Source organism: Roseococcus sp. SDR (genome assembly GCF_019083995.1).
Taxonomy (GTDB): Bacteria; Pseudomonadota; Alphaproteobacteria; order Acetobacterales; family Acetobacteraceae; genus Roseococcus.
Genome location: NZ_JAHRCU010000003.1, coordinates 41555 through 62773, shown reverse-complemented (window position 1 = coordinate 62773; position 21219 = coordinate 41555). Strand labels below are relative to the sequence as shown.

The following is a 21219-nucleotide window of genomic DNA, read 5'->3' as shown; positions in this document are numbered from 1 at the left end:
ATGGAGCGGCCCCGCTTCGGTGCCGTCAGCGGCCCCTTCGAGGGAACGCCGGCGAGCCGCACCGTGCCGCTGCGCTGGGTGGAATGGGGCCCGGCCGCCGGCCGGCCCGTGGTCTGCGTGCATGGGCTGACGCGCAATGCGCGCGACTTCGACGTGCTGGCGCGGCATCTGGCAGGGCAGGGGCGGCGCGTCATCTGCCTGGATGTGCCGGGGCGTGGGCTCTCGGGCTGGCTTCCCGAGGGACGGTTCTATGCCGTGCCGAACTACATCGCGGCGATGATGCCGCTGCTGACGACGCTCGGTGAGTTCGACTGGGTCGGCACCTCGATGGGGGGGCTGATCGGCATGGGGGTCTGCGCGACGCCGGGGCTGAACATGCGGCGCTTCGTCATCAACGACATCGGTCCCTTCGTGCCGGTGGCCGCGCTGGAGCGTATCCGCACCTATCTGAGCGAGCCACGCGTCTTCGCCGATATCGCGGGGCTGGAGGCCTATCTGCGCCAGGTGCACGCGCCCTTCGGCCCGCTCTCCGACGACGAATGGGCGCATCTCGCGCATTACAGCGCGCGCATGCGGCCCGATGGGCAGGTGGCGCTGCACTATGACCCCGCCATCATGGAGCCCATGCAGGGCGAACTGACCGACGTGGACCTCTGGCCGCTCTGGCCCGCGGTGGCGAGCCGCCCCGTGCTTGTGCTGCGCGGCGAGCGGTCGGATTTGCTGCTGCGCGAGACGGCGCAGCGCATGGGCGAGAGCCCGGGTGTGCAGGTGGCCACCATTCCCCGCTGCGGCCATGCGCCGGCGCTGATGGAGCCGGCGCAGGTGGCGCTGGTGGCCGGCTTCCTGGCCGGATGAGCGACGCGCCGCCCCGGACCGGCTTCTGGGGCGGCGTGCTGGGCCTGCTCCCCAAGCTGGTGCCGCTGGTGGGCGCCGCCATCCTCCTCGTGATCCTGTTGGATGAGCTGCAGCGCGACGGCGTGGAGGTGCAGCCCATCGCCGTGCCGCCGCGCCTGGTCGAACTTGGCCTCACGCCCGATGTGGTGGCGTTGCGGCTGACCGATGCGCTGGCGCAGCTGCAGGACAGTGTGGGCGGCGAGCCGCGCCGGCGCACCGGCGCCGATGTCGGCGGCACCCACCCCGACTTCACGGTCCCGCTGACCGGACTTTCCCTGCGCTCCCTTGCCAGCACGCTGCGCAACATGCTGGGCATCGCCGAGCGCCGCGTCTCGGGCGAGGTGACGGTGGATGGCGATATGCTGCGCCTGCGGCTTCGTCTTTCCGGCCAGGGGGTGATCGCCGATGTCGCGGCGGCACATCCCGATGCGCTGATCCGCGCGGGCGCGCCCCAGGTCTGGCGGGTGGTGCAGCCGGTGCTCTACGCGTGGTGGCTCTCGAGCGAGGCGCCGAGCGAGCGGGAGATGCGCGGGACGCTGGAAGAGATGATGCAGGTCTCCGCCGCTGACCGGGAACTGATGCGCACGGTGCAGCTCCTCCTCGGCCGGTCGCTGGCGCGCACGGGCGAGGCGGAGGCGGCGCTGGCGGTGAGCGAGGCGCAGCTGCGCGACTTCCCCAATTACCCGCCGGCGCTCTACGCGCGCGGCCGGGCGCTGCGCGAACTGGGCCGGCTGGACGAGGCGATGGCGGCCTTCGAGGCGGCGCAGCGCGCCATGCCGGGTGTCGCTTTCCCGCGCGTCGGCCGCGCGCAGGTGCTGCGCGACCGGGGCGAGAACCAGGCGGCGGTGGAGCTGCTGCAGCCCGTGGTGCGCGACAACCAGGTGGATGCCCAGGGCAAGGTGGAGCTGGGCTATGCCCTGCTGGCGCTTGGCCGCACGCGGGAGGCTTTGCCGCTGGCGCGCCGCGCGATCGCCGAGGATCCGAAGAACGCCTCGGCGCATACGCTGCTGGGCGATGTCCTGCTGGGGGAGCGCCAGCCGGCCGCCGCACTCGCCGCCTTCGACGCGGCGGTCGGCCATGCCCCGCTCTGGGGGGAGGCGCAGCTCGGTCGTGTCCTGGCGCTGCGTGCGCTGGGGCGCGTGGAGGAGGCGCGGGTCGCCTTGGCCGAGGCGCGACCGGTGATCGCGGCGGTGCCGCGCCTGCGTGAGAGGCTGGCGCGGCTTGACGCGGGTTGAGCGCTGAAGCGTGACCAACACCGCTTGATCACGCGTCAGGCTTTGCCGAGAGGCTGACTTGCGCCTTTGGCGAGCCCACCAAAGGCGATCAGGCCCTATTCCGCCTGCACGCCCGCCGCGCGCAGGATCGCCGTCTGCTGGGTGATGCTGGCGCGCACCAGCCCCATCACCTGCGCTGGCGTATCGTAGCCCGCGCGGGGCGTGACGCCGGCGAGCTCCGCGAGGCGCGGGGCCGTCTGCTGCACGGCGGCGCGGAAGGCCTCGCTCAGGGCGGCCACGATCTGCGGCGGCGTCTGCGCTGGCGCGACGATCGGGAAGTATTCCTCCAGCACCACGCCGGGAAGGCCGGCCTGGGCGGTGGTGGGTACGTCGGGCAGGACGGGAGTGCGCTGCTCGGCCAGCACCGCGAGGGCGCGCAGGGCGCCGCCCCGGACCTGGCCGATCGAGGAGGCCATGGTGGGGAGGCCCACCTTCACCTCGCCCGAGACGAGGGCGGCAACGGAGGGCCCGCCGCCGCGATAGTGCACCACATCGGATTCCACGCGGGCGACGGAGCGGAAGAGTTCGGCCGCCACATGCACGCCGCTGCCATTGCCGGTGGCGGCGATGTGATAGTTCTGCGGCGTGGCGCGCATCAGCGCCACCAGCTCCTGCGCGGTGCGCGCCGGCACCTGCGGGTTCACGACGAGGACGTAGGGCGAGAAGCCGGCGACCGCGATGCCGGTGAAGTCCTCCAGCGTGTTGTAGGGCACGCGGGCCACGATGGCCGGCACTGTGGGCAGCGAGGAGTTGATCAGGAGCGTCAGCCCATCGGGGGCGGCGCGGGCGGCGGCTTCGGCGCCGATGACGCTGCCCGCGCCCGCGCGGTTCTCGATGACGACGGGCTGGCCCAGGAGGTTGCCTGCGGCTTCGCCCACGATGCGGCCCACGATGTCGTTGGAGCCGCCGGGGGCGAAGGGGACGATCAGGCGGATGGGCCGCGTGGGGCGCCAGGCCTGGGCGAGGGCGGGCGCGGGCAGCAGGGCGAGGCCCGCGGCGAGGAGCTGGCGACGTGACGGCATGGTTTCCCCCGGTTTATGTCTCCGGAGGATGGCAGCGCGCCTCCGTCGGGGGAAGCCTCTGTTTCGGGGTCCGGGGCCAATGGCCCCAGCCGCCGGAGGCCCTCTTGTGTTATCCGGCCTTGATGATCTTGGCCGCCTGCACCGCGAAATAGGTCAGGATCCCATTGGCGCCCGCCCGCTTGAAGCACATCAGGCTTTCCATCATCGCGCGGTCATGGTCGAGCCAGCCGCGTTCGATGGCGGCCATCAGCATCGAGTACTCGCCGCTCACCTGGTAGACGAAGGTCGGTGCGCCGAACTCCTTGCGGACGCGGTGCACCACGTCGAGATAGGGCAGGCCGGGCTTCACCATCACCATGTCCGCCCCCTCGGCGAGGTCGAGCGCCACTTCGCGCAGCGCCTCATCCGTGTTGGCGGGGTCCATCTGGTAGGTCTTCTTGTCCTTTGGGCCGGCGCGGTCGGGCCCGGTGAGGGAGCCGATGGCGTCGCGGAAGGGCGCGTAGAAGCCCGAAGCGTATTTCGCCGCATAGGACATGATCCGCGTGTGGATCAGCCCTTCGGCGTCCAGCGCGCGGCGGATGGTGCCGATGCGGCCATCCATCATGTCGGACGGGGCGACCACGTCCACGCCGGCCTTGGCATAGTTGAGGGACATGGTGACGAGGGCCTCGACGGTTTCCTCGTTGTGCACCTCGCCATTGCGGACCACGCCGTCATGGGCGTGCAGCGTGTAGGTGTCGAGCGCAATGTCGCCGATGATGCCGACATTGGGATGCGCGGCCTTCAGCGCGCGAGCGGCGCGGCAGGTGAGGTTGTCGGGGTCCAGCGCCTCGCTGCCGTCCTCGTCGCGCGATTCCATGGGCGTGTAGGGGAAGAGCGCCACGGCCGGGATGCCGAGTGCGGCCGCTTCGGCCACGTGATCGGCCACCATGTCCGTGCTGACGCGGAAGACGCCGGGCATGGAGGGGACCTCGACGCGCTGGCCCTGGCCCTCGGTGAGGAAGATCGGCCAGATCAGGTCGCTCACATGCAGCGCGTTCTCGGCGACGAGGGCACGCGTCCAGGCATCCTGCCGGTTGCGCCGCATGCGGGTGGTGGGGAAGGAGCCGGCGTAGTGCATCACGCCAGGGCCTGTTCGAGATCGGCGATGATGTCGTCGATATGCTCGATGCCGATGGAGAGGCGGATATAGCCGGGCGTGACGCCACTCGCCGCCTGCTCGGCCTCGTTCAGCTGGCTGTGGGTGGTGGTGGCGGGGTGGATGGCGAGGCTGCGGGCGTCGCCGATATTGGCGACGTGGTAGAACATCTTGAGCTTCTCGATGAAGGCCTGGCCCGCTTCCTTGCCCCCCTTCAGCTCGAAGCCGAGCAGGCTGCCATAGCCGCCCTTGAGATGCGCTTCCGCGCGCTTCAGCGACTCGCCCTGGGCGAGCGAGGGATGGATCACGCGCGCCACCTTCGGATGCGCCGCGAGGTAGGCCGCGACGCGGATCGCATTGCTGCAATGCCGCTCCATGCGCAGCGGCAGCGTCTCCAGCCCCTGGAGGAACATGAAGGCGTTGAAGGGCGCCATGGGCGCGCCGATGTCGCGCAGCAGGCAGGTGCGCATGCGCAGGATATAGGCGATGGGCCCGAGCGGCTTCGCCGCCTGCGACCAGACGGCGCCGTGATAGCTGGGGTCGGGCCTGTTCAGCGTCGGGAAGCGGTCACCCCCCGCCTCCCAGTCGAAATTGCCGCCATCCACGATGATGCCGCCGATGCTCGTGCCATGGCCGCCGATCCACTTGGTGGTGGAGTGCATCACGATGGCGGCGCCATGCTGGAAGGGCTTGCAGATGATGGGGGCCGCTGTGTTGTCCATGATGAGCGGCACGCCGAGGCGCCGGCCGATGGCGGCGACTTCCGCGATGGGGAAGACCTGCAGCTTCGGGTTGGGGAGCGTCTCGGCGTAGTAGCAGCGGGTGCGGCTGTCGGTGGCGCGGGCGAAGGCCTCGGGGTCGGCCGGGTCCACGAAGCGCACCTCGATGCCGAACTGCTTCAGCGTATTGGCAAACAGGTTGTAGGTGCCGCCATAGAGGTCGGTGCTGCTGACGATGTTGTCGCCGGCCTCGCAGAGATTCATCACGCAGAAGCTGGTCGCCGCCTGGCCGGAGCCGACGGCGAGTGCCGCCGCACCGCCTTCGAGTTGCGCCACGCGCGTCTCCAGCGCGTCGCAGGTCGGGTTCATGATGCGGGTGTAGATGTTGCCCAGCTCGGCCAGGCCGAAGAGGCGCGCGGCGTGGCCGGTGTCCTGGAACTGGAAGGACGTGGTCTGGTGGATCGGCACCGCGACGGAGCCGGTGTTCGGGTCCGCGCGATGGCTGCCGCCATGGAGCGCGATGGTCTCGGGGTTCGTGTAGGTCATGGCTGGCCTCCTTGATTGGAGGGGAGCGTGCCACCACTGCGCCTAGCTTGGAAGGGCGCGCCAGCCGATGTCGCGCCGGCAGAAGCCCTCGGGCCAGTCCACCTTGGCCACGGCGGCATAGGCGGCGGCGCGGGCTTCGGCCAGGGTCGCGCCGGTCGCACCGATGCCCAGCACGCGGCCGCCATTGGCGACGAGACGCCCGGCCTCATCTCGCGCCGTGCCGGCATGGAAGATCTGCACGCCGGGCACCTGGGCCGCCGCCTCCAGGCCGCGGATCTCGGTGCCCTTGCGCGGCGTGCCGGGATAGCCCTCGGCCGCCATCACCACGAGCAGGCTCGCGAGCTTCTCCCAGCGCAGGTCGAAGTTGCGCAATTCGCCCTGGGTCGCGGCGAGCAGCGCGGGCAGCAGGTCGGAGCGCAGGCGCAGCATGAGCGCCTGGCATTCCGGGTCGCCGAAGCGGACGTTGAATTCGAGGAGCTTGGGGCCATCGGCCGTCAGCATCAGCCCGGCGAAGAGCACGCCCTGGAAGGGGGTGCCGCGCCGCGCCAGCTCGGCCAGGACGGGGTTGATGCATTCGGCCATCACCTGGGCCTGCAGCGCCTCGGTGAAGGCGGGCGGGGGCGAATAGGCGCCCATGCCGCCGGTGTTGGGGCCGGTATCGCCGTCGCCGACCCGCTTGTGGTCTTGCGCAGCACCCAGCGGGATGGCGTGGGTGCCGTCGCAAAGGGCGAAGAAGCTGATTTCCTCCCCGATCAGGCATTCCTCGATGACGACGACGCGGCCGGCCTCGCCGTGGATGCCGCCCTCCATCATCTCGGTCACGGCCTGCTCGGCCTCGGCGACCGAGGTCGCCACCACCACGCCCTTGCCGGCGGCGAGGCCATCGGCCTTGACCACGATGGGGGCACCTTGTTTGCGGATATAGGCACGGGCGGCCTCGGCCTCGGCGAAGCGGCCATGGGCGGCGGTGGGGCTGCCTGCGGCGTTCGCGATCTCCTTGAAGAAGCTTTTGCTGCCTTCGAGTCGCGCTGCCGCGCCGCTCGGGCCGAAGCAGGCGATGCCGGCATCCCGGCAGGCATCGGCGAGGCCCAGCGTCAGCGGCGCCTCGGGCCCCACCACCACCAGATCCACCGTCTCGGCGCGGGCGAAGGCGACCAGGCCACCCACGTCTTCCGCGCCGATTCCCACGCATTCCGCCACTTCCGCGATGCCCGGATTGCCCGGCGCGCACCAGAGCCTGGTCAGCAGGGGGGAGGCCGCGATGGCCCAGCAGAGTGCATGCTCACGGCCACCGCCGCCGACAACCAGAACCTTCATTGCAACACCGCCTCCGCAAAGCCCAATTCCACCCCTATAAGTCGGACATGGACGGAATCGGCGCCAATGTTCCCGAATACGGTGTGGGCGAGTTGGCGGGGGCCATCAAGCGCACCCTGGAAGGCGCCTTCTCGCGCGTGCGGGTCCGCGGCGAGCTGACCGAGGTCAAGCCCTATGCCTCGGGCCATATCTATCTCTCGCTCAAGGAAGAGGCCGCCAAGATCGAGGCGGTGATCTGGAAGAGCGCCGTCGCGCGCGTGGGCCTGCGCCCCGAGAACGGGATGGAGGTGATCGCCACCGGCCGCCTCTCCACCTATGCGGATCGCTCGAAATACCAGCTCGTCATCGAGAAGCTGGAATATGCCGGCGCGGGCGCCATGCTGGCGCGGATCGAGGCGCTGCGGGCGGCGCTGCTGAAGGAAGGCCTCTTCGAGGCCGAGCGCAAGCGGAAGCTGCCGTTGCTCCCGCGTGTGATCGGCGTGGTCACAAGCCCGCAGGGCGCGGTGATCCAGGATATCCGGACCACGCTCGCCCGCCGCTTTCCGCGCCATGTCCTCCTCTGGCCGGTGCCTGTGCAGGGGGAGGGGGCGGCCGAGAAGATCGCCGCCGCCATCCGCGGCTTTTCCGAACTGCCCGAGGGCGGGCCCGTGCCGCGCCCGGATGTCGTGATCGTGGCGCGCGGGGGCGGCTCGCTCGAGGACCTCATGGCCTTCAACGAGGAGGTGGTGGTGCGCGCCGCCGCCGCCTCGACCATCCCGCTCATCTCCGCCGTGGGCCATGAGACGGATACGACCCTCATCGATTTCGCGAGCGACCGCCGCGCGCCGACGCCGACGGCCGCGGCCGAGATGGCGGTGCCCGCGCGCCTCGAATTGGCGGCCGACCTGGCGCAGCGCGGCGCGCGCCTCGACAACCAGGTCACCGCCCGGCTGCGCGAGGCACGGCTTCACCTGACGCGCGCCGAGGCCGGCCTGCCCGACCTGCCGGCGATGGTGAACCAGCTGCGCCAGCGCCTGGATGACCGGGGCGAGCGGCTGCGCGCTGCCCTGCCGGGCTTCGTCGCGGCCAAGCGGGCGGAGGTCACGCGGCTCGGCGCGGGGCTGCGCCACCCGCGCGAGGCGATCGCGGCGGGGCGGCATGCGCTCTGTGCGCTCGACCAGCGTCTGCAGGCGGCCTGGGCGCGTGGGCAGGCGAAGCGGCAGGCGGCGCCGGCCCTGACGCGGCTCTCGCCCGTGCCGGTCCAGGCGCTGATCCGCGAGAATCGCGCGCGGGTCGAGGGCCTCGCCGCGCGGCTGGAGGCGGTGAGCTACAACGCGGTGCTGGCGCGCGGCTTCGCGCTGGTGCAGGGGGCGGATGGCGCGGCCCTCACCCAGGCGGCGCAGGTGGCGCCCGGGGCGGCGCTGACCATCACCTTCCAGGACGGCGCGGTGAAGGCCACGGCCGCGGGCGGCAAGCCAAAGGCACCGCCCAAACCCACCCAGGGCAGCCTGCTGTGAAGCGCCGCGCCGCCCTTGCCCTTCCGGCCCTGATCCTGGGCGCGGGGCCGGCGCGGGCGGTCGAGTGGCGCGGCACGCCCCAGCAGGGCGCGCTGCTGATCGGGCAGGGGGCACAGGGCCAGCGGCTCGCGCTGGATGGGCAGGCGGTGCGTGTTTCGCCGCAGGGTTTCTTCGCGCTGGGCTTCGGGCGGGATCATGGGCCGAGCGCCACGCTCACCGTGAACGGCGCGGCGCGTTCCATCGCGGTGGCGCGGCGTGAATGGGATGTGCAGCACATCACGGGCCTGCCGCCCGCGCAGGTGACGCCCGATGCGGCGGCACTCGAGCGCATCCGCGTGGAGCGCGAGCGGTTGGCGGCGGTGCGCGGTGTAGATTCGGCGCGCACGGATTTCGCCGGCGGCCTGGCCTGGCCGGCGCGGGGGCGGATCAGCGGCGTCTTCGGCAGCCAGCGCGTGCTGAACGGCCAGCCGCGCCAGCCGCATTACGGGCTCGATGTGGCCGGGCCGGTCGGCACGCCCATCCTGGCCGCCCAATCGGGCAAGGTCACGCTGGCGGCGGATTTCCACTTCTTCGGCAAGCTCATCGTGCTCGACCACGGGCATGGGGTGAACACGCTCTACGCCCATCTTTCTGCCATCGAGGTGCGCGAGGGTGAGGAAGTGAGCCAGGGAAGCCGCATCGGCGCGATGGGGGCGACGGGGCGGGTCACCGGGCCACATCTGCATTTCAGCCTGAGCTGGTATCGCGTCTGGCTTGATCCGCAGCCGCTGCTGCCCGCTTAATTTTTCGATTGCGTGACGAAGATTTTATCTCTAAGCGCTCCCCATCCGTTCAGCTTCCGTTTATCTTCGTGGATATCGCGAGGTTCCGGCAGCTCATGTCTTGCGTTGTCCCGTTCACTTTCGCGTTGGAAAGTCCTGAACTCGCATGAACGTGATCCACCAGGAACGGCCCAAGGCCGAGACCCACGCCGAGACCAAGGTCCAGGCGGAAGCCCCGGTCGAGGAAAAGGCGGGGGCCCGGCCGTGGCCCTGGATCGGCCTGGCGCTGGCACTGGGTGCGGGCGCCTGGTTCTACCTGAACCAGGCCGAGCCCCCGCCCTCGCAAGCCGCCGCACCCGAGCGGCTGCCCGCCGGCGAGTTCCGCCTGAACGAGAACGAGATGCGCGCCCTGCGCATCGAACCGGTGCAGATGCGCGAATTCCGGCCCGAGCGCATGGCCGAGGGCCGCATCGCCTATAATGATGATCGCTCCACGCCCATGCTCTCGCCCTTCACGGGCCGGGTGATCCGCGCCTTCGCCCGGGTGGGGGATCGCGTGGAGGTGGGCCAGCCGCTCTATGAGGTGGAGACGCCCGAAATCACGGCGGCCGCCAATGAATGGCTCGCCGCCCTCGACAATGTGCAGAAGACCCGCGTGGCGCTGGAGCAGGCGCGGCGGGAGGAAGCGCGTCAGCAATCGCTGTTTTCCGCCCGCGCCGCCTCGCAGCGCGATGTGGAGCAGGCCCGCGCTGCGCTCAGCGCCGCCGAGGCCGATGCGCGCAGCGCCGTCGCGCAATCCGAGGCGCAGCGCGACCGCCTGCGCGTGCTCGGCCGCACGCCCGAGCAGATCGCCGAGATCGAGCGCACGCGGCAGGTGAGCGGCCTGATCACCGTGACGGCGCCGCTGGCCGGCACCATCACCCAGCGCCGCGTGGGCCCCGGGCAATGGGTCTCGGCCGGGCAGGGCGATCCGGTCTTCACCATCGCCGATCTCTCGACCATGTGGCTCGTCGCCCATGTGCGCGAGCTGGACGTGCCGCTGATCCGCGTGGGCCAGGCGGTGGAGGTCACGGTCGGCGCGCTGCCGGGCCGCGAATTCCCCGCGCGTATCGTCCGCACCGCGGCGGGTCTCGATCCCGCCACGCGCCGCCTGATGGTGATGGCCGAGGTGCAGGATCCGGAAGGCGTCCTGCGCCCCGAGATGTTCGCCAATTTCCGCATTACGGTGGGCGAGGCCGAGCGCTCACCCGCCGTGCCGGCCAGCGCTGTGATCTTCCGCGGCTCGGAGGCCTTCGTCTGGGTGGCGCTGCCGGAAGGCCGCTTCACCATGCGCCGCATCACGCCCGGCATCCGCTCGGGCGACATGATCCAGGTGAAGGAAGGGCTGGAGGCCGGCGACCGTCTCGTCACCGGCGGCGCCCTCTTCATCGACCGCGCGGCGCGGATCGACTGAGCGCATGGTCACGGCGCCCAACCGCGGCCGTGATGTCCTGAATTTCCGCCGCGCCCGCACGCGGCCTAGCTGAGCAGGCATTGAATGCGCCAAATCGTCGCCATTTCCCTCCAGCAGAGGGCGCTGGTCATCCTGCTCTTCATCGCCTTCGTGGCGGTGGGCGCCTATGGCTTCCTCAAGCTGAACATCGAGGCCTATCCGGACCCGGTGCCGCCGCAGGTCGTCATCATCACGCAGAACCCGGGGCAATCGGCGGAGGAGATCGAGCGCTACGTCTCGATCCCGGTCGAGCTTGCGATGGCGGGCCTGCCCAACCTCAATTCCATCCGTTCCACCAGCCTGTTCGGCCTCTCCGATGTGCGGGTGCAGTTCACCTTCGCCTACACCTATGAGCAGGCGCTGCAGCAGGTGCTGAACCGCCTGGCCGTGCTGCGCGACCTGCCGGACGGGGCGAACCCCACCATCAGCCCGCTCTCGCCGATCGGCGAGATCATGCGCTACCGCGTGGTGGGCCCGCCCGGCTTCTCGCCCGATGACCTGAAGGTGCTGCAGGAATGGGTGCTGGAGCGGCGCTTCAAGCGCGTGCCCGGCGTGGTGGACGTGACGAGCTTCGGCGGCCGCAGCAAGGCCTATTCCGTCACCATTGACCTGCCGCGCCTCAACGCCTTCGGGCTGCAATTGCCCGCCGTGATCGAGGCGGTGCGCAGCGGCAACGCCACTGTGGGGGCGGGAACCATCCAGATCGGCCCACAGGCGGCGGTGGTGCAGGGCATCGGCCTGATCCGCAGCCTGGACGATATCCGCAACATCGTCCTCACCGCCTCGCCGGATGGCTCGCCCGTGCTGCTCTCGGATGTCGCCACCATCGAGATCGGCGCGCTGCCGCGGCTTGGCATCGCGGGGCATGAGCAGGATGAGGATGTGGTGCTGGCCACCGTGCTGATGCGGCGCGGCGAGCAGACGCTGCCCACCATCCATGGCGTGCAGGCGGAGGTGGCCCGCATCAATGCCGGCGGCATCCTGCCGCCCGGCGTGCGCATCGTGCCCATCTATGACCGCGAGGACCTGGTGAAGCTCGCCACCCACATGGTGGTGCACAACATCATCGTGGGCGTGGTGCTCATCCTCGTCATCCAGTGGCTCTTCCTGGGCGATCTCAGGGGCGCGATCGTCGTCGCCGCCACCATTCCCTTCGCCTTCTTCTTCGCCGTCCTCGTCATCCTGGCGCGCGGCGAGAGCGCCAACCTCCTCAGCATCGGCGCGCTGGATTTCGGGCTCCTGGTGGACGCCACCATCATCATGGTGGAGAACATCTACCGACACCTCGCCATGGCGCGGCGCAACCCGCACCTCTATGCCGGGGGCCAGGCCTCGGGCGGGCTCTCGGGCATTTCGCTCATCATCCTTCGCGCGGGCAGCGAGGTGGGCAAGCCCATCCTCTTCGCGCTGCTCATCGTCATCGTCGCCTTCATCCCACTCTTCACCATGGGCGGCATCGAAGGTCGCATCTTCGGCCCCATGGCCAAGACCTACGCCTATGCCATCGCGGGCTCGCTCATCGCGGCCTTCACCATCGTCCCGGCGCTCTCCGCCGTGCTGCTGAGCGAGAACAGCCAGGAGCGCGACACGCCGCTGGTGCGGCTGCTGCGCTGGTCCTACGCCAAGCTCTACCATGCCGCGATGGGCCTGCGCGCCTTCGCGCTCACCATCGCCGCCATGCTGGTGGCGGTCTCGATCTTCGTGCTCTCGCTGCTCGGCGCCGAATTCCTGCCGACGCTGGAGGAAGGCAATCTTTGGGTCCGCGCCACCATGCCGGGCACCATCTCGCTGGAGGAAGGCCACGCCACGGTGCAGGGCATCCGCGCCACGCTCATGGAATTCCCCGAGGCGCTGACCGTCACCTCGCAGCAGGGAAGGCCGGATGACGGCACCGACCCGGCCGGTTTCTTCAACGCGGAATTCTTCATGCCGCTGCTGCCGCCCGAGCGCTGGACGACGGCGCGCAACCGCGACGGGCTTGTAGCGGCCATCAATGCCCGTCTCTCCGAGCGCTTCCTCGGCGTGCAGTTCAGCTTCGCCCAGGCGATCAGCGACAACGTCCAGGAGGCGGCCTCGGGCGTGAAGGGCGCCAATGCCATCAAGGTCTTCGGCACCGAGCTCGACGTGCTGACGGCGCGCGCCGAGCAGATCCGCGGCGTGCTGACGCAGGTGCGGGGCCTCACGGACATCGCGGTCTTTCCCACGCTGGGGCAGCCCACCGTCTCGGTCACCATTGATCGCGCCCGCGCCGCACGCTTCGGCCTGCGCGTGGAAGAGATCAACGACGTGATCCAGGCCGCGATCGGCGGGCGGGAGGCGGGGCGCCTCTACGAGCCGGGCGGCGATCGCAACTTCCCGATCGTGGTGCGGCTCGCCGAACCCTTCCGCAACAGCCTCGACACGATCGGCCGCATCCCGGTCGGCGGCCCGCGCGGCGCGGTGCTGGCGGATGTGGCGAACATCCAGCTCGTCTCCGGCACGGCCTATGTCTATCGCGAGGATGGCAGCCGCTACGTGCCCATCCGCTTCTCGGTGCGTGGCCGTGATCCGGCGAGCGCGGTGCTGGAGGCGCAGGCCCTGGTGGCGCGCGAGGTCCAACTGCCCGTGGGCTACCGCCTGGACTGGGTGGGCGAGTTCCGCAATCTGCAGGAGGCGGTGAAGCGCCTGCTCATGATCGTGCCCGTGGCGCTGATCATCATCATGATCCTGCTCTATGTGCAGTTCGGCAACATCCGGGAGATGCTGCTGGTGATGGCCATGGTGCCGATGTCGCTGGTTGGTGGCATCCTCGCACTCGGGGCGGCGGGGCTGAACTTTTCGGTTCCGGCCGCCATCGGCTTCCTGGCGCTGTTCGGCATCACCGTGATGGAGGGGATCATCCTGCTGGCCCACTTCAACCACCTGCGGCATGAGGGCATGCCCTGGCGCGCGGCCCTCGACCAGTCCGGCCAGGACCGACTGCGCCCGGTCTTCATGACCTGCTTCGCGAGCTTCTTCGGGCTCTTGCCCATGGCGCTCGCCACGGGCATCGGCGCCGATGTCACCAAGCCGCTCGCCATCGTCGTCGTGGGGGGCATCGGCCTCGTGCCCGTCTTCATCCTCGTGGTGTTTCCGGCGCTGATCGACCTGCTGGGCCGGCCCAAGGACCTTGCGCGGCAGGAGGCGGCGCTGGCCGCGCGGCGCGAGCGCGCGGGGCTGCCGGCATGAGGCGGCTTGCTCCCTCCCTCGCGGCGTTGCTGCTGGCCGGCCCCGCGCTGGCGCAAAGCCCGCCGCCCGTCGCCTCCCCCGCGCCCAGCGCCGCGCGCCCCGCGCGGGCCCTGGGCCCCGGCATGGTGCCGCTGCCGCTGCCCACCGGCACGCGCGTGCTTTCGCTGGACGAGGCCGAGCGCATGCTGCTGGAGCGCAACCTCACCGTCATCGCGGCCCAGCGGGGCGTGGATGCGGTGCGCGCGCAGCGCCTCGTCGCCTCCTCGATGCCGCCGCCGCAGGTGAGCATCGGCAACACCTTCGCCGAGTTCAACAGCACGCAGAACGGCAACCGCATCGAGGGGGCGCGCTTCATCAGCCCGGCGAACAACATCGCCCTCGGCCTCACCGTGCTGATCGAGACGGGCGGCAAGCGCACGCTGCGCACACGCCTCGCGGAACACAACATCGCGGTGGCCGAGGCGCAGGTGCTGGATGCGCTGCGCCTGCAGTTCTTCCAGCTGCGCCAGGCCTTCATCGCCGCACTCGCCGCGCGCGCGAACCTCGAGGTCGCGCTCGCCAATCGCGGCAGCCTCGATCGCACCGAGGCACTGCTGCGCCGCCAGCTGCAGGATGGCGCGCTGCCGGAGGGCGACCTGCTGCGCTTCCAGGCGAGCCGCCTGCCCTTCGAGGCGGATGTGACCGCCGCCGCGCAGAACTACGCGGCCGCCGTGGCGCAGGTGGCCGTCGTCCTGGCGATGGATGCGGCGGCCTTCAACGCGCCGGCGGCGCGCAACCCGACCACGGCCGCGCTGCCGCCCATCGCGCTCGATGTCCGGGGGCGGTTCGACGCGATGCCGACGCCGGGCGTGACGCGGGACGAACTGGCCGAGGCGGTGCAGAACCGCGCCGATGTCGTGGCCGCCGCCCGCGCCGCGACGGCGGGTGCGGCCAACACCAACCTCGCCCAGGCCGAGCGCTGGCGCGACGTGACGCTGAATGGCGGCTGGAGCCGCTCCCGCCTCTCGCAGGATCTGCCGAGCGCCTCGCAGCCGCTCAACGCGACCAACCAGTTCACGTTCAGCCTCTCCGTGCCGCTCTTCACCAACCAGATCGTGACCGGGCAGATCGGCACCGCGCAGGGGCAGCAGGGGCAGCTCGAGGCGCAGGCGCGTGCGGCGCTCCTGCAAGGCCGCGCGGATTTCGCCACCGCCTGGGCCGCCTATGAGCAATCCCGCGCGCTGCTCCGCCTTTACACGGGCGGCGCGCTGAACCGGGCGGAACTCGCCTATCGCAGCGCGGAGCAGGCCTATCTGGCCGGCGGGCGCTCGCTGCTCGATGTGCTGGATGCGCTGCGCACGCTGAATGCCACGCGCGTCGGCGCCAACAATGCGCGTGCCGCCTATCTGGCGGCGCTCGCGCAGTTGGAATTCGCCACCGGCGTGAGCGGCATCGCCGCGCGGCTCTGAGCCGTCACCGCCGCCGCGGCCAGGCGAGCCAGGCGCCGAGCGGCATCAGCCAGGCGATGCGTGCCTGGTAGCGCGGATGCACGCCGGATAGCCCGCCAGTCACCCAGGCATTCGCCAGCACGGCCACCATCAGTGCCAGGACAATCCCGCGCAGCCGCGCATCGCCCCGCCACCAGCCCCAGGCGAGCAGCGGCAGGCTGGCCAGCAGCACCAGCGGATGCAGCCAGGCGAAGGCGCGCCCGACCTCCGCGAGACCCGGCCCCTGCTGCAAGGCCGCGTCGAAACCAGCCACCTCGCTCGGGGGGAAGCCCTGGACGAGACGGGGCCGGACCGCGACGTCGAGATGCCGGTTGCCCAGCGTGTCGCCGATGCCGGCCGTGAGCAGCTGCCGCCACCCATTGCCGAGCCCGGCCCGCAGCACCGTCAGCGGCTCGCGCCACAGCGTCTCGGCGACGATGGCGCCGGCCTCGGGGGCCAGCAGCATCCCGCCCAGGAAGATCGGCGTCCCTTCGGGCGTGCGATTCACCGGGCTGTCGGGCGCCCAGAGGAAGGCATCTGCATCCTGCGGCAGGCGGCCCGCGAAATCGCAGAGATACCAGCCCGCCTCCGGGCAGCGCGCGGCGATGGTGCGCGCGGCCGGCCCATCGGCGATGAGGCGCGCCAGCAGGAAGCTGCTGCCATAGGGCGAGAGCGCAATCCGCCCATGGCCCGCGATGTTGGTGGCCAGCAGCAGCAGGACCGCGCCCAGCAGCGGCGCCAGCACGGCGAGGCAGCGCGCCCAGCGCAGGCGCATCAGCAGGGCCGGCAGCAGCAGCGCGAGCATGACCGGCAGATGCGAGAGATGCGATGCGGTCGCGACACTGCCGAGCAGGATCAGCCAGATCCGCTCGGCGGGGTTGAGCGCGGCCCAACCCCAGCCCAGCAGGATCGCGGCCAGCACCGCGACGGGGGCCAGGATGTCCGGCATCACCAGCGCGGCCGACCAGGGCAGGGTGGTGAGCAGCGCGAGCCCCCCGCAGAGCAGAAGATGCGCGCCCGGCGCGGGCCGCCCCAGCACGCGCGCCAGCAGCCAGAGCAGGTGGGAGACGATGATCCCCTGTGCGAGGATGCTGCCCCAGAGCGAGACATGCTGGTGGAATGCCCAGGCGAAGGGGCCGTAGATCCAGGGCTTGTCCCAGATCATCAGCGGCACGACGGTCTGCGCGAGGAAGGCCCCGCTGTCGCTGAACAGCAGCGGATAGCCGTTGAGGAAGGCGGGCCAGATCAGCAGCAGGCCGCCGGCCAGCACGGCGGCGAAAGCGCTCACCACTTGCTGGCGGCGGCGTCGTCCTCGCTGCGCGCCTCGACCCAGCGGGCGTGGCCTTGGGTGAATTCCTCGCGCTTCCAGAAGGGCGCCTTGGTCTTCAGCCAGTCCATGAGGAAGGCGCAGGCTTCCAACGCCGCCTGGCGATGGGCGCTGGCCGTCAGCACCAGGACGATGGGGGCCCCCGGTTCCAGGCGGCCCACGCGATGGATGACGGTGCAGCCGGTGAGCGGCCAACGCGATTGGGCCTCGTTCGCGATCTTGGTCAGCGCGCGCTCGGTCATGCCCGGATAGTGTTCCAGCACCATGGCGGCCAGGCCGTCATCGGCACGGCAGACGCCCGTGAAGCTGGCGACGGCGCCGATATCGGTGCGGCCCTGCGTCAGCCGCGCCGTCTCGGCCGCTACGTCGAACTCCGCTTCCTGGACGGCGATGCGCGCCATGCTCAGCCGCCCCTCATCAGCCACCGGTCACGGGCGGGAAGAAGGCGACCTCGTCGCCATCCGCGACCGGATCGGTCAGCGCCGCGAAATCCTGGTTCACCGCGGCGCGGATGGCCGAGGGGTTGGCGAAGGCCGCGGCATGGCCGGGGCCGAGGCCGGCCAGATGGCGCATCAGGCCGCCCACATCGGTGACGCCGGCGGGCAGGGCCAGTTCCTCACCCGCGCGGCCGATCTTCTCGCGCACCCAGGCGAAATAGAGGATCTGCATGGCTCAGCGCGGCGTCGGCACCTGCTGCACGCGGCCATCGGCGCCGAACAGCGTGGTGGTCGCGCCATCGCGGATGGCGAGGCCCGAGCCCTGGGGCGAGACGGTGGATTGCACATTGCCCGCGCCGCCGGTGCCCACCACCGGCCCACGGGGCGCCTGGAACACCTGGCCTGGGGCGGTCGCGCCATCCGTGCGGTTGGCGCGCGGCGGCGGTGTCGGCGCCTCGAAGATGGGGGACATCACCGGCGGGGCCGCGCCGGGGGCGTTCTCGAAGGCGCTGCTGCTGCCACGGCTGCGGGGCGGCGGTGCATCCGAGGTGCGGACACCGCGGAGCGCTTCCTCCGGATTGGCGAGCGTGGCGCGCGGCCCTTCCTCCACCGGCCAGACATCGCCCGGTTCCGGGCGCAGCGGCTCCAGCGGATCGGCGGCGCCGCGGATGCGCTGCACGGTCAGGCTCTCGGTCGGCATGGCCGGGCGCATGCCGCCCCATTGCGGCCCGAACCGGGTATAGGTGCCGGTGAGGCTGTTCTGCACGCTGGCAATGCCCGACTCGACGCTGGTGCAGCCCGCAACCGCGACGGTGGCGGTCAGCAGGGCCGCCGCCCTGAACGCCGAGAGCTTCAACTGCATACGTGACTCCTGGAGGAGAAGGTCATCTTGCGGTGCAAGATGCGTCGTGCGGGATTCGATCTCAAGGCCGCTTCATCGGGTTCGCGGGTGACGAAGTGTGAGGCGGTGTCTCGCGCGCCGCATGGCGCAGCCCGGCTGCCAGGTAATCCCAACCGGTGACGAGCGTGAGCGCGGCTGCGGTCCAGAGCATGAGTTCACCGATCAGCGAGACCGGCAGGAAGCCGAGGCCGATGACGGTGGCCCCGCTGTCGCCGGCCAGCAGCGTGCCGAGCGCGCCCATCTGGAAGCCGGTCTTCCACTTGGCCAGCGCTGTGACCGGCAGGCCATAATTGATGCCGGCCAGGTATTCCCGCAGGCCCGAGACCAGGATCTCGCGCAGCATGATGACGATGGCGGGCAGCAGCGCCCAGTTGGGCAGCCGCTCGAAGCCGGCCAGCAGCATGAGCGCGGCACCCACCAGCAGCTTGTCGGCGATCGGGTCCAGCATGCGGCCGAAATCGGAGACGATCTTGCGGTCGCGCGCGATCTTGCCATCGAAATAGTCGGTGATGGCGGCCGCCGAGAAGAGCGCGCAGGCCGCCATGTCGGCCCAGGGGGCGCGAATCGCGACGAACACCACCAGCAGCGGAATCGCCAGGATCCGCGAGAGGGTGAGGAGATTGGGCAGGTCGGTCGGCACGGCGTCTATGTAGCTTGGCCAGCGCCAAGGTGGAAATGCTGATATATGCGGCGTGCCAGGGATGGGCCGACGCCGGGGCAATTGCCGAGATCGGCCTCGCTCGCCTGGCGCACCCCGCGGGCCGAGCCGAAATGGTTCAGGAGCTCCCGCTTCACCTTGGGGCCGACGCCGGGCACGTCATCCAACTCGGATTTGGTCAGCGACTTGGCGCGGCCCGCGCGATGCGTGCCGATGACGAAGCGGTGCGCCTCGTCCCGCAGGCGCTGCAGGTAGTAGAGGACGGGGTCGCGCGGCGGCAGCTGGAAGGGCTCGCGCCCGGCCATGTGGAACCATTCGCGGCCGGCGTCCCGGTCCACGCCCTTGGCGATGGCGACGAGCGGGATGTCCTCCAGGCCCAGCTCTGCCATGACGGCCGTCGCGGCCGAGAGCTGCCCCTGGCCGCCATCGATGACGACAAGGTCGGGCCAGCCGTCTTCCGTGCGCGCCGGGTCCTCCTTGAGGGCGCGGCCGAAGCGGCGTTCCAGCACCTCGCGCATCATGGCGAAGTCGTCCCCGGGCTTCGCTTCCTTGATGCTGAATTTGCGGTAGGCGGATTTCATGAAGCCCGAGGGGCCGCCCACGATCATCGCGCCATAGGCGTTGGTGCCCATGATATGGCTGTTGTCATAGACCTCGATGCGCTCCGGCCGCTCGGCGAGGTCGAAGAGGCGCTGCACCCCCTCGAGCAACTGGCCCTGCGCCGTGGATTCCGCGAGGCGACGCTCCAGGGCTTCCCGCGCATTGGTCTCGGCGTGCAGCACCACGTCGCGCTTCTCGCCGCGCTGGGGGCGATGCAGCTCGACCTTCCGGTTCGCCTTGATGGCCAGGGCTTCCGCGATCAGCGGCGCGTCGGGCACCTCGTGGCTCAGCAGCACGAGCGGCGGCGGCGGCAGGTCGTCATAAAGCTGGCCGAGGAAGCTGCCGAGCACCTCCTCCGGCGTGATGTCGCTCTTGGAATGCGTCAGGAAATAGGGGCGGTTGCCGTTGTTGCGCCCGCCGCGGAAGAAGAAGACCTGCACGCAGGACTGGCCGGCCGCCATATGCAGCGCCACCACATCGGCATCGCCCATGCCATCGAGATTGATGCGGCTGCTGCCCTGCACATGGGTCAGGCCGCGGATGCGATCCCGCAGGGAGGCCGCGCGCTCGAATTCCAGGCGTTCGGCGGCGGCCTCCATTTCGGCGGCCAGCCGCTTCTGGATGCTGGGCGTCTCGCCCTCCAGGAACTGCTTTGCCTCGGCCACCAGCGCGCCGTAGTCGGCGGCATCGATGCGCTCGACGCAGGGGGCCGCGCAGCGCTTGATCTGGTGCAGCAGGCAGGGGCGGTCGCGCGTGTCGAAGACCGTGTCGCGGCAGGTGCGGAGCAGGAACACGCGCTGCAGCGCCGTGATGGTCTGGTTCACGGCCCAGACGCTGGCGAAGGGGCCATAGTAGCTGGCGCCCTTCCGCCGCTCGCCGCGATGCTTGGCGATCTGCGGGAAGGGGTGGTCATCCGTGACCATCAGCCAGGGGTAGGATTTGTCGTCGCGGAGGACGATATTGTAGCGCGGCCTGAGCCGCTTGATGAGGTTGGCCTCCAGAAGCAGCGCCTCGGCCTCCGAAGCGGTGGTGATGACCTCGACGCGGCGGGTCTCATGGACCATGCGCCTGAGCCGCTCGGGCAGGCGCGAGACCTGCGTATAGCTGGTCACTCGCTTGCGGATCGCCCGCGCCTTGCCGACGTAGAGCACGTCGCCCTTCGCATCGAGCATGCGATAGACGCCGGGCGAGAGCGGCAGGTTGGGCAGCGCCGCCTCGAGCACGGCGAGGCCGCTCTGTTGCACCCCCTCGGGTGAATCGGCGGATTCCATGGGTTTGCGCTTACCGGGCCGGAGCGGGGGGCTCAAGCCATGATGAACAATCCCCCGATCCTGTGGATAACTCTGTGGGTGACGTTGGGCAGAGGCCAGCGAGAACGGCCTTGCTCCTTGGGTTAGGTCACTTTGCCCGAAGATTGGGCATCAATCTAAGGTATTGAAATCACAGGATTCCCTGGAGAATGCCCGACTGGCATGTTTTGGCTTTATGAAGAAAGTATTGCAAATTCAGTGCGGCGCGCGGGGTCAGTTTCGGCGGTGGATGATTCTTCGCCAAAACCGCCGTCAAGACTTGACGCCCATTTGCGCGCGTTCTCGCTCTACGGTCACACCGACACTTTCCGCATCGGCGAAAGCATCCGGTTTCTCGATCGAGACACGGGCGTGCAGGACCCGACAATCCCGCAGCGCGATCTCGGCCACGGTCTCGGCGAGGGTCTCCACCAGCAGCACGTGACCCTCCGCCACGGCGGCCCGGGCGGCATGGACCAGGTGGCCGTAATCCACCACCCGCTCCAGATTGTCGGGCCCGATGCCGATGGCCGCACTCTCATCCACCACATCGAGCTCGATATGCATGCGGATGCGCTGCGGGCCGACCTTCTCATGCGCGAAGACCCCGAGGCGGGCCTGCAATTCCAGCCCGCGGACGAAGACCTTGCGGATGCGGGGCGGGGCGGCGGTCAT

The 21219-nt window shown here is 70.4% G+C and carries 18 protein-coding genes; 7 read left to right on the top strand and 11 right to left on the bottom strand.

The annotated features are described in order from the left end of the window. Positions 1–855, top strand: a complete 855-nt coding sequence (locus KTR66_RS04240; RefSeq protein WP_213610780.1) for an alpha/beta fold hydrolase — start codon at positions 1–3, stop codon at positions 853–855. Beyond that, the gene (locus KTR66_RS04235) at positions 852–2129 is read left to right on the top strand and encodes a tetratricopeptide repeat protein (RefSeq protein WP_213610778.1); all 1278 of its coding nucleotides are present in this window, start codon (positions 852–854) and stop codon (positions 2127–2129) included. Before KTR66_RS04240 ends, KTR66_RS04235 begins: the two co-directional genes overlap by 4 nt. Positions 2130–2224: 95 nt before the next feature. On the opposite strand, the gene KTR66_RS04230 is transcribed toward KTR66_RS04235, so the two are convergent. From KTR66_RS04230 to purD, 4 genes are all read right to left on the bottom strand, one after another. Continuing rightward, positions 2225–3190 carry a tripartite tricarboxylate transporter substrate binding protein gene (locus tag KTR66_RS04230; RefSeq protein ID WP_213610776.1) on the bottom strand — a complete coding sequence of 322 codons (966 nt, stop codon included), beginning with the start codon at positions 3188–3190 and terminating at the stop codon, positions 2225–2227. Between the two features lie 109 nt (positions 3191–3299). Next, positions 3300–4310, bottom strand: coding sequence for a porphobilinogen synthase (gene hemB, locus KTR66_RS04225; protein WP_213611327.1), 1011 nt, complete (start codon positions 4308–4310; stop codon positions 3300–3302). Next, complete coding sequence (locus tag KTR66_RS04220; protein WP_213610774.1) at positions 4310–5593, bottom strand: O-acetylhomoserine aminocarboxypropyltransferase/cysteine synthase family protein; 1284 nt, start codon at positions 5591–5593, stop codon at positions 4310–4312. Before KTR66_RS04220 ends, hemB begins: the two co-directional genes overlap by 1 nt. 42 nt (positions 5594–5635) lie before the next feature. Next, positions 5636–6910 (bottom strand): phosphoribosylamine--glycine ligase, encoded by a 1275-nt coding sequence (purD, locus tag KTR66_RS04215; protein ID WP_213610773.1) that lies wholly within the window; start codon positions 6908–6910, stop codon positions 5636–5638. A 47-nt stretch (positions 6911–6957) separates the two neighbouring features. Here purD and xseA point away from each other — a divergent pair, with 47 nt between their 5' ends. The 5 genes from xseA (at position 6958) to KTR66_RS04190 (ending at position 15314) form a co-directional block, all read left to right on the top strand. Beyond that, positions 6958–8406, top strand: a complete 1449-nt coding sequence (gene xseA, locus KTR66_RS04210; RefSeq protein WP_213610772.1) for an exodeoxyribonuclease VII large subunit — start codon at positions 6958–6960, stop codon at positions 8404–8406. Next, the gene (locus tag KTR66_RS04205; protein ID WP_213610771.1) at positions 8403–9188 is read left to right on the top strand and encodes a M23 family metallopeptidase; all 786 of its coding nucleotides are present in this window, start codon (positions 8403–8405) and stop codon (positions 9186–9188) included. The genes xseA and KTR66_RS04205 overlap by 4 nt, the downstream gene beginning before the upstream one ends. 145 nt (positions 9189–9333) lie before the next feature. Next, the gene (locus tag KTR66_RS04200) at positions 9334–10620 is read left to right on the top strand and encodes an efflux RND transporter periplasmic adaptor subunit (protein WP_213610770.1); all 1287 of its coding nucleotides are present in this window, start codon (positions 9334–9336) and stop codon (positions 10618–10620) included. Between the two features lie 84 nt (positions 10621–10704). After that, a complete protein-coding gene (locus KTR66_RS04195; RefSeq protein ID WP_213610769.1) occupies positions 10705–13866 on the top strand; it encodes an efflux RND transporter permease subunit in 3162 nt (1053 codons plus the stop codon). Next, positions 13863–15314, top strand: coding sequence for a TolC family protein (locus KTR66_RS04190; RefSeq protein WP_213610768.1), 1452 nt, complete (start codon positions 13863–13865; stop codon positions 15312–15314). Before KTR66_RS04195 ends, KTR66_RS04190 begins: the two co-directional genes overlap by 4 nt. A gap of 4 nt (positions 15315–15318) precedes the next feature. Here the strand turns inward: KTR66_RS04190 and KTR66_RS04185 are convergent, their stop codons facing one another. The 7 genes from KTR66_RS04185 to folB all read right to left on the bottom strand — a co-directional run bounded on the left by KTR66_RS04185 (position 15319) and on the right by folB (position 21219). Then, positions 15319–16620 carry a hypothetical protein gene (locus KTR66_RS04185; protein WP_371819019.1) on the bottom strand — a complete coding sequence of 434 codons (1302 nt, stop codon included), beginning with the start codon at positions 16618–16620 and terminating at the stop codon, positions 15319–15321. Beyond that, complete coding sequence (locus tag KTR66_RS04180; protein WP_213610765.1) at positions 16617–17060, bottom strand: molybdenum cofactor biosynthesis protein MoaE; 444 nt, start codon at positions 17058–17060, stop codon at positions 16617–16619. Before KTR66_RS04180 ends, KTR66_RS04185 begins: the two co-directional genes overlap by 4 nt. Before the next feature lie 16 nt (positions 17061–17076). Beyond that, positions 17077–17328, bottom strand: a complete 252-nt coding sequence (gene moaD, locus KTR66_RS04175; RefSeq protein WP_213610762.1) for a molybdopterin converting factor subunit 1 — start codon at positions 17326–17328, stop codon at positions 17077–17079. A gap of 3 nt (positions 17329–17331) precedes the next feature. Continuing rightward, on the bottom strand, positions 17332–17958 hold the full coding sequence (locus KTR66_RS04170) for a hypothetical protein (RefSeq protein ID WP_213610754.1): 627 nt from the start codon (positions 17956–17958) through the stop codon (positions 17332–17334). 61 nt (positions 17959–18019) lie between these two features. Then, complete coding sequence (gene pgsA, locus KTR66_RS04165; RefSeq protein ID WP_213610752.1) at positions 18020–18637, bottom strand: CDP-diacylglycerol--glycerol-3-phosphate 3-phosphatidyltransferase; 618 nt, start codon at positions 18635–18637, stop codon at positions 18020–18022. A 5-nt stretch (positions 18638–18642) separates the two neighbouring features. Beyond that, positions 18643–20526 carry an excinuclease ABC subunit UvrC gene (uvrC, locus tag KTR66_RS04160; protein ID WP_213610750.1) on the bottom strand — a complete coding sequence of 628 codons (1884 nt, stop codon included), beginning with the start codon at positions 20524–20526 and terminating at the stop codon, positions 18643–18645. Positions 20527–20817: 291 nt separating this feature from the next. Then, a complete protein-coding gene (gene folB, locus KTR66_RS04155) occupies positions 20818–21219 on the bottom strand; it encodes a dihydroneopterin aldolase (protein ID WP_213610748.1) in 402 nt (133 codons plus the stop codon).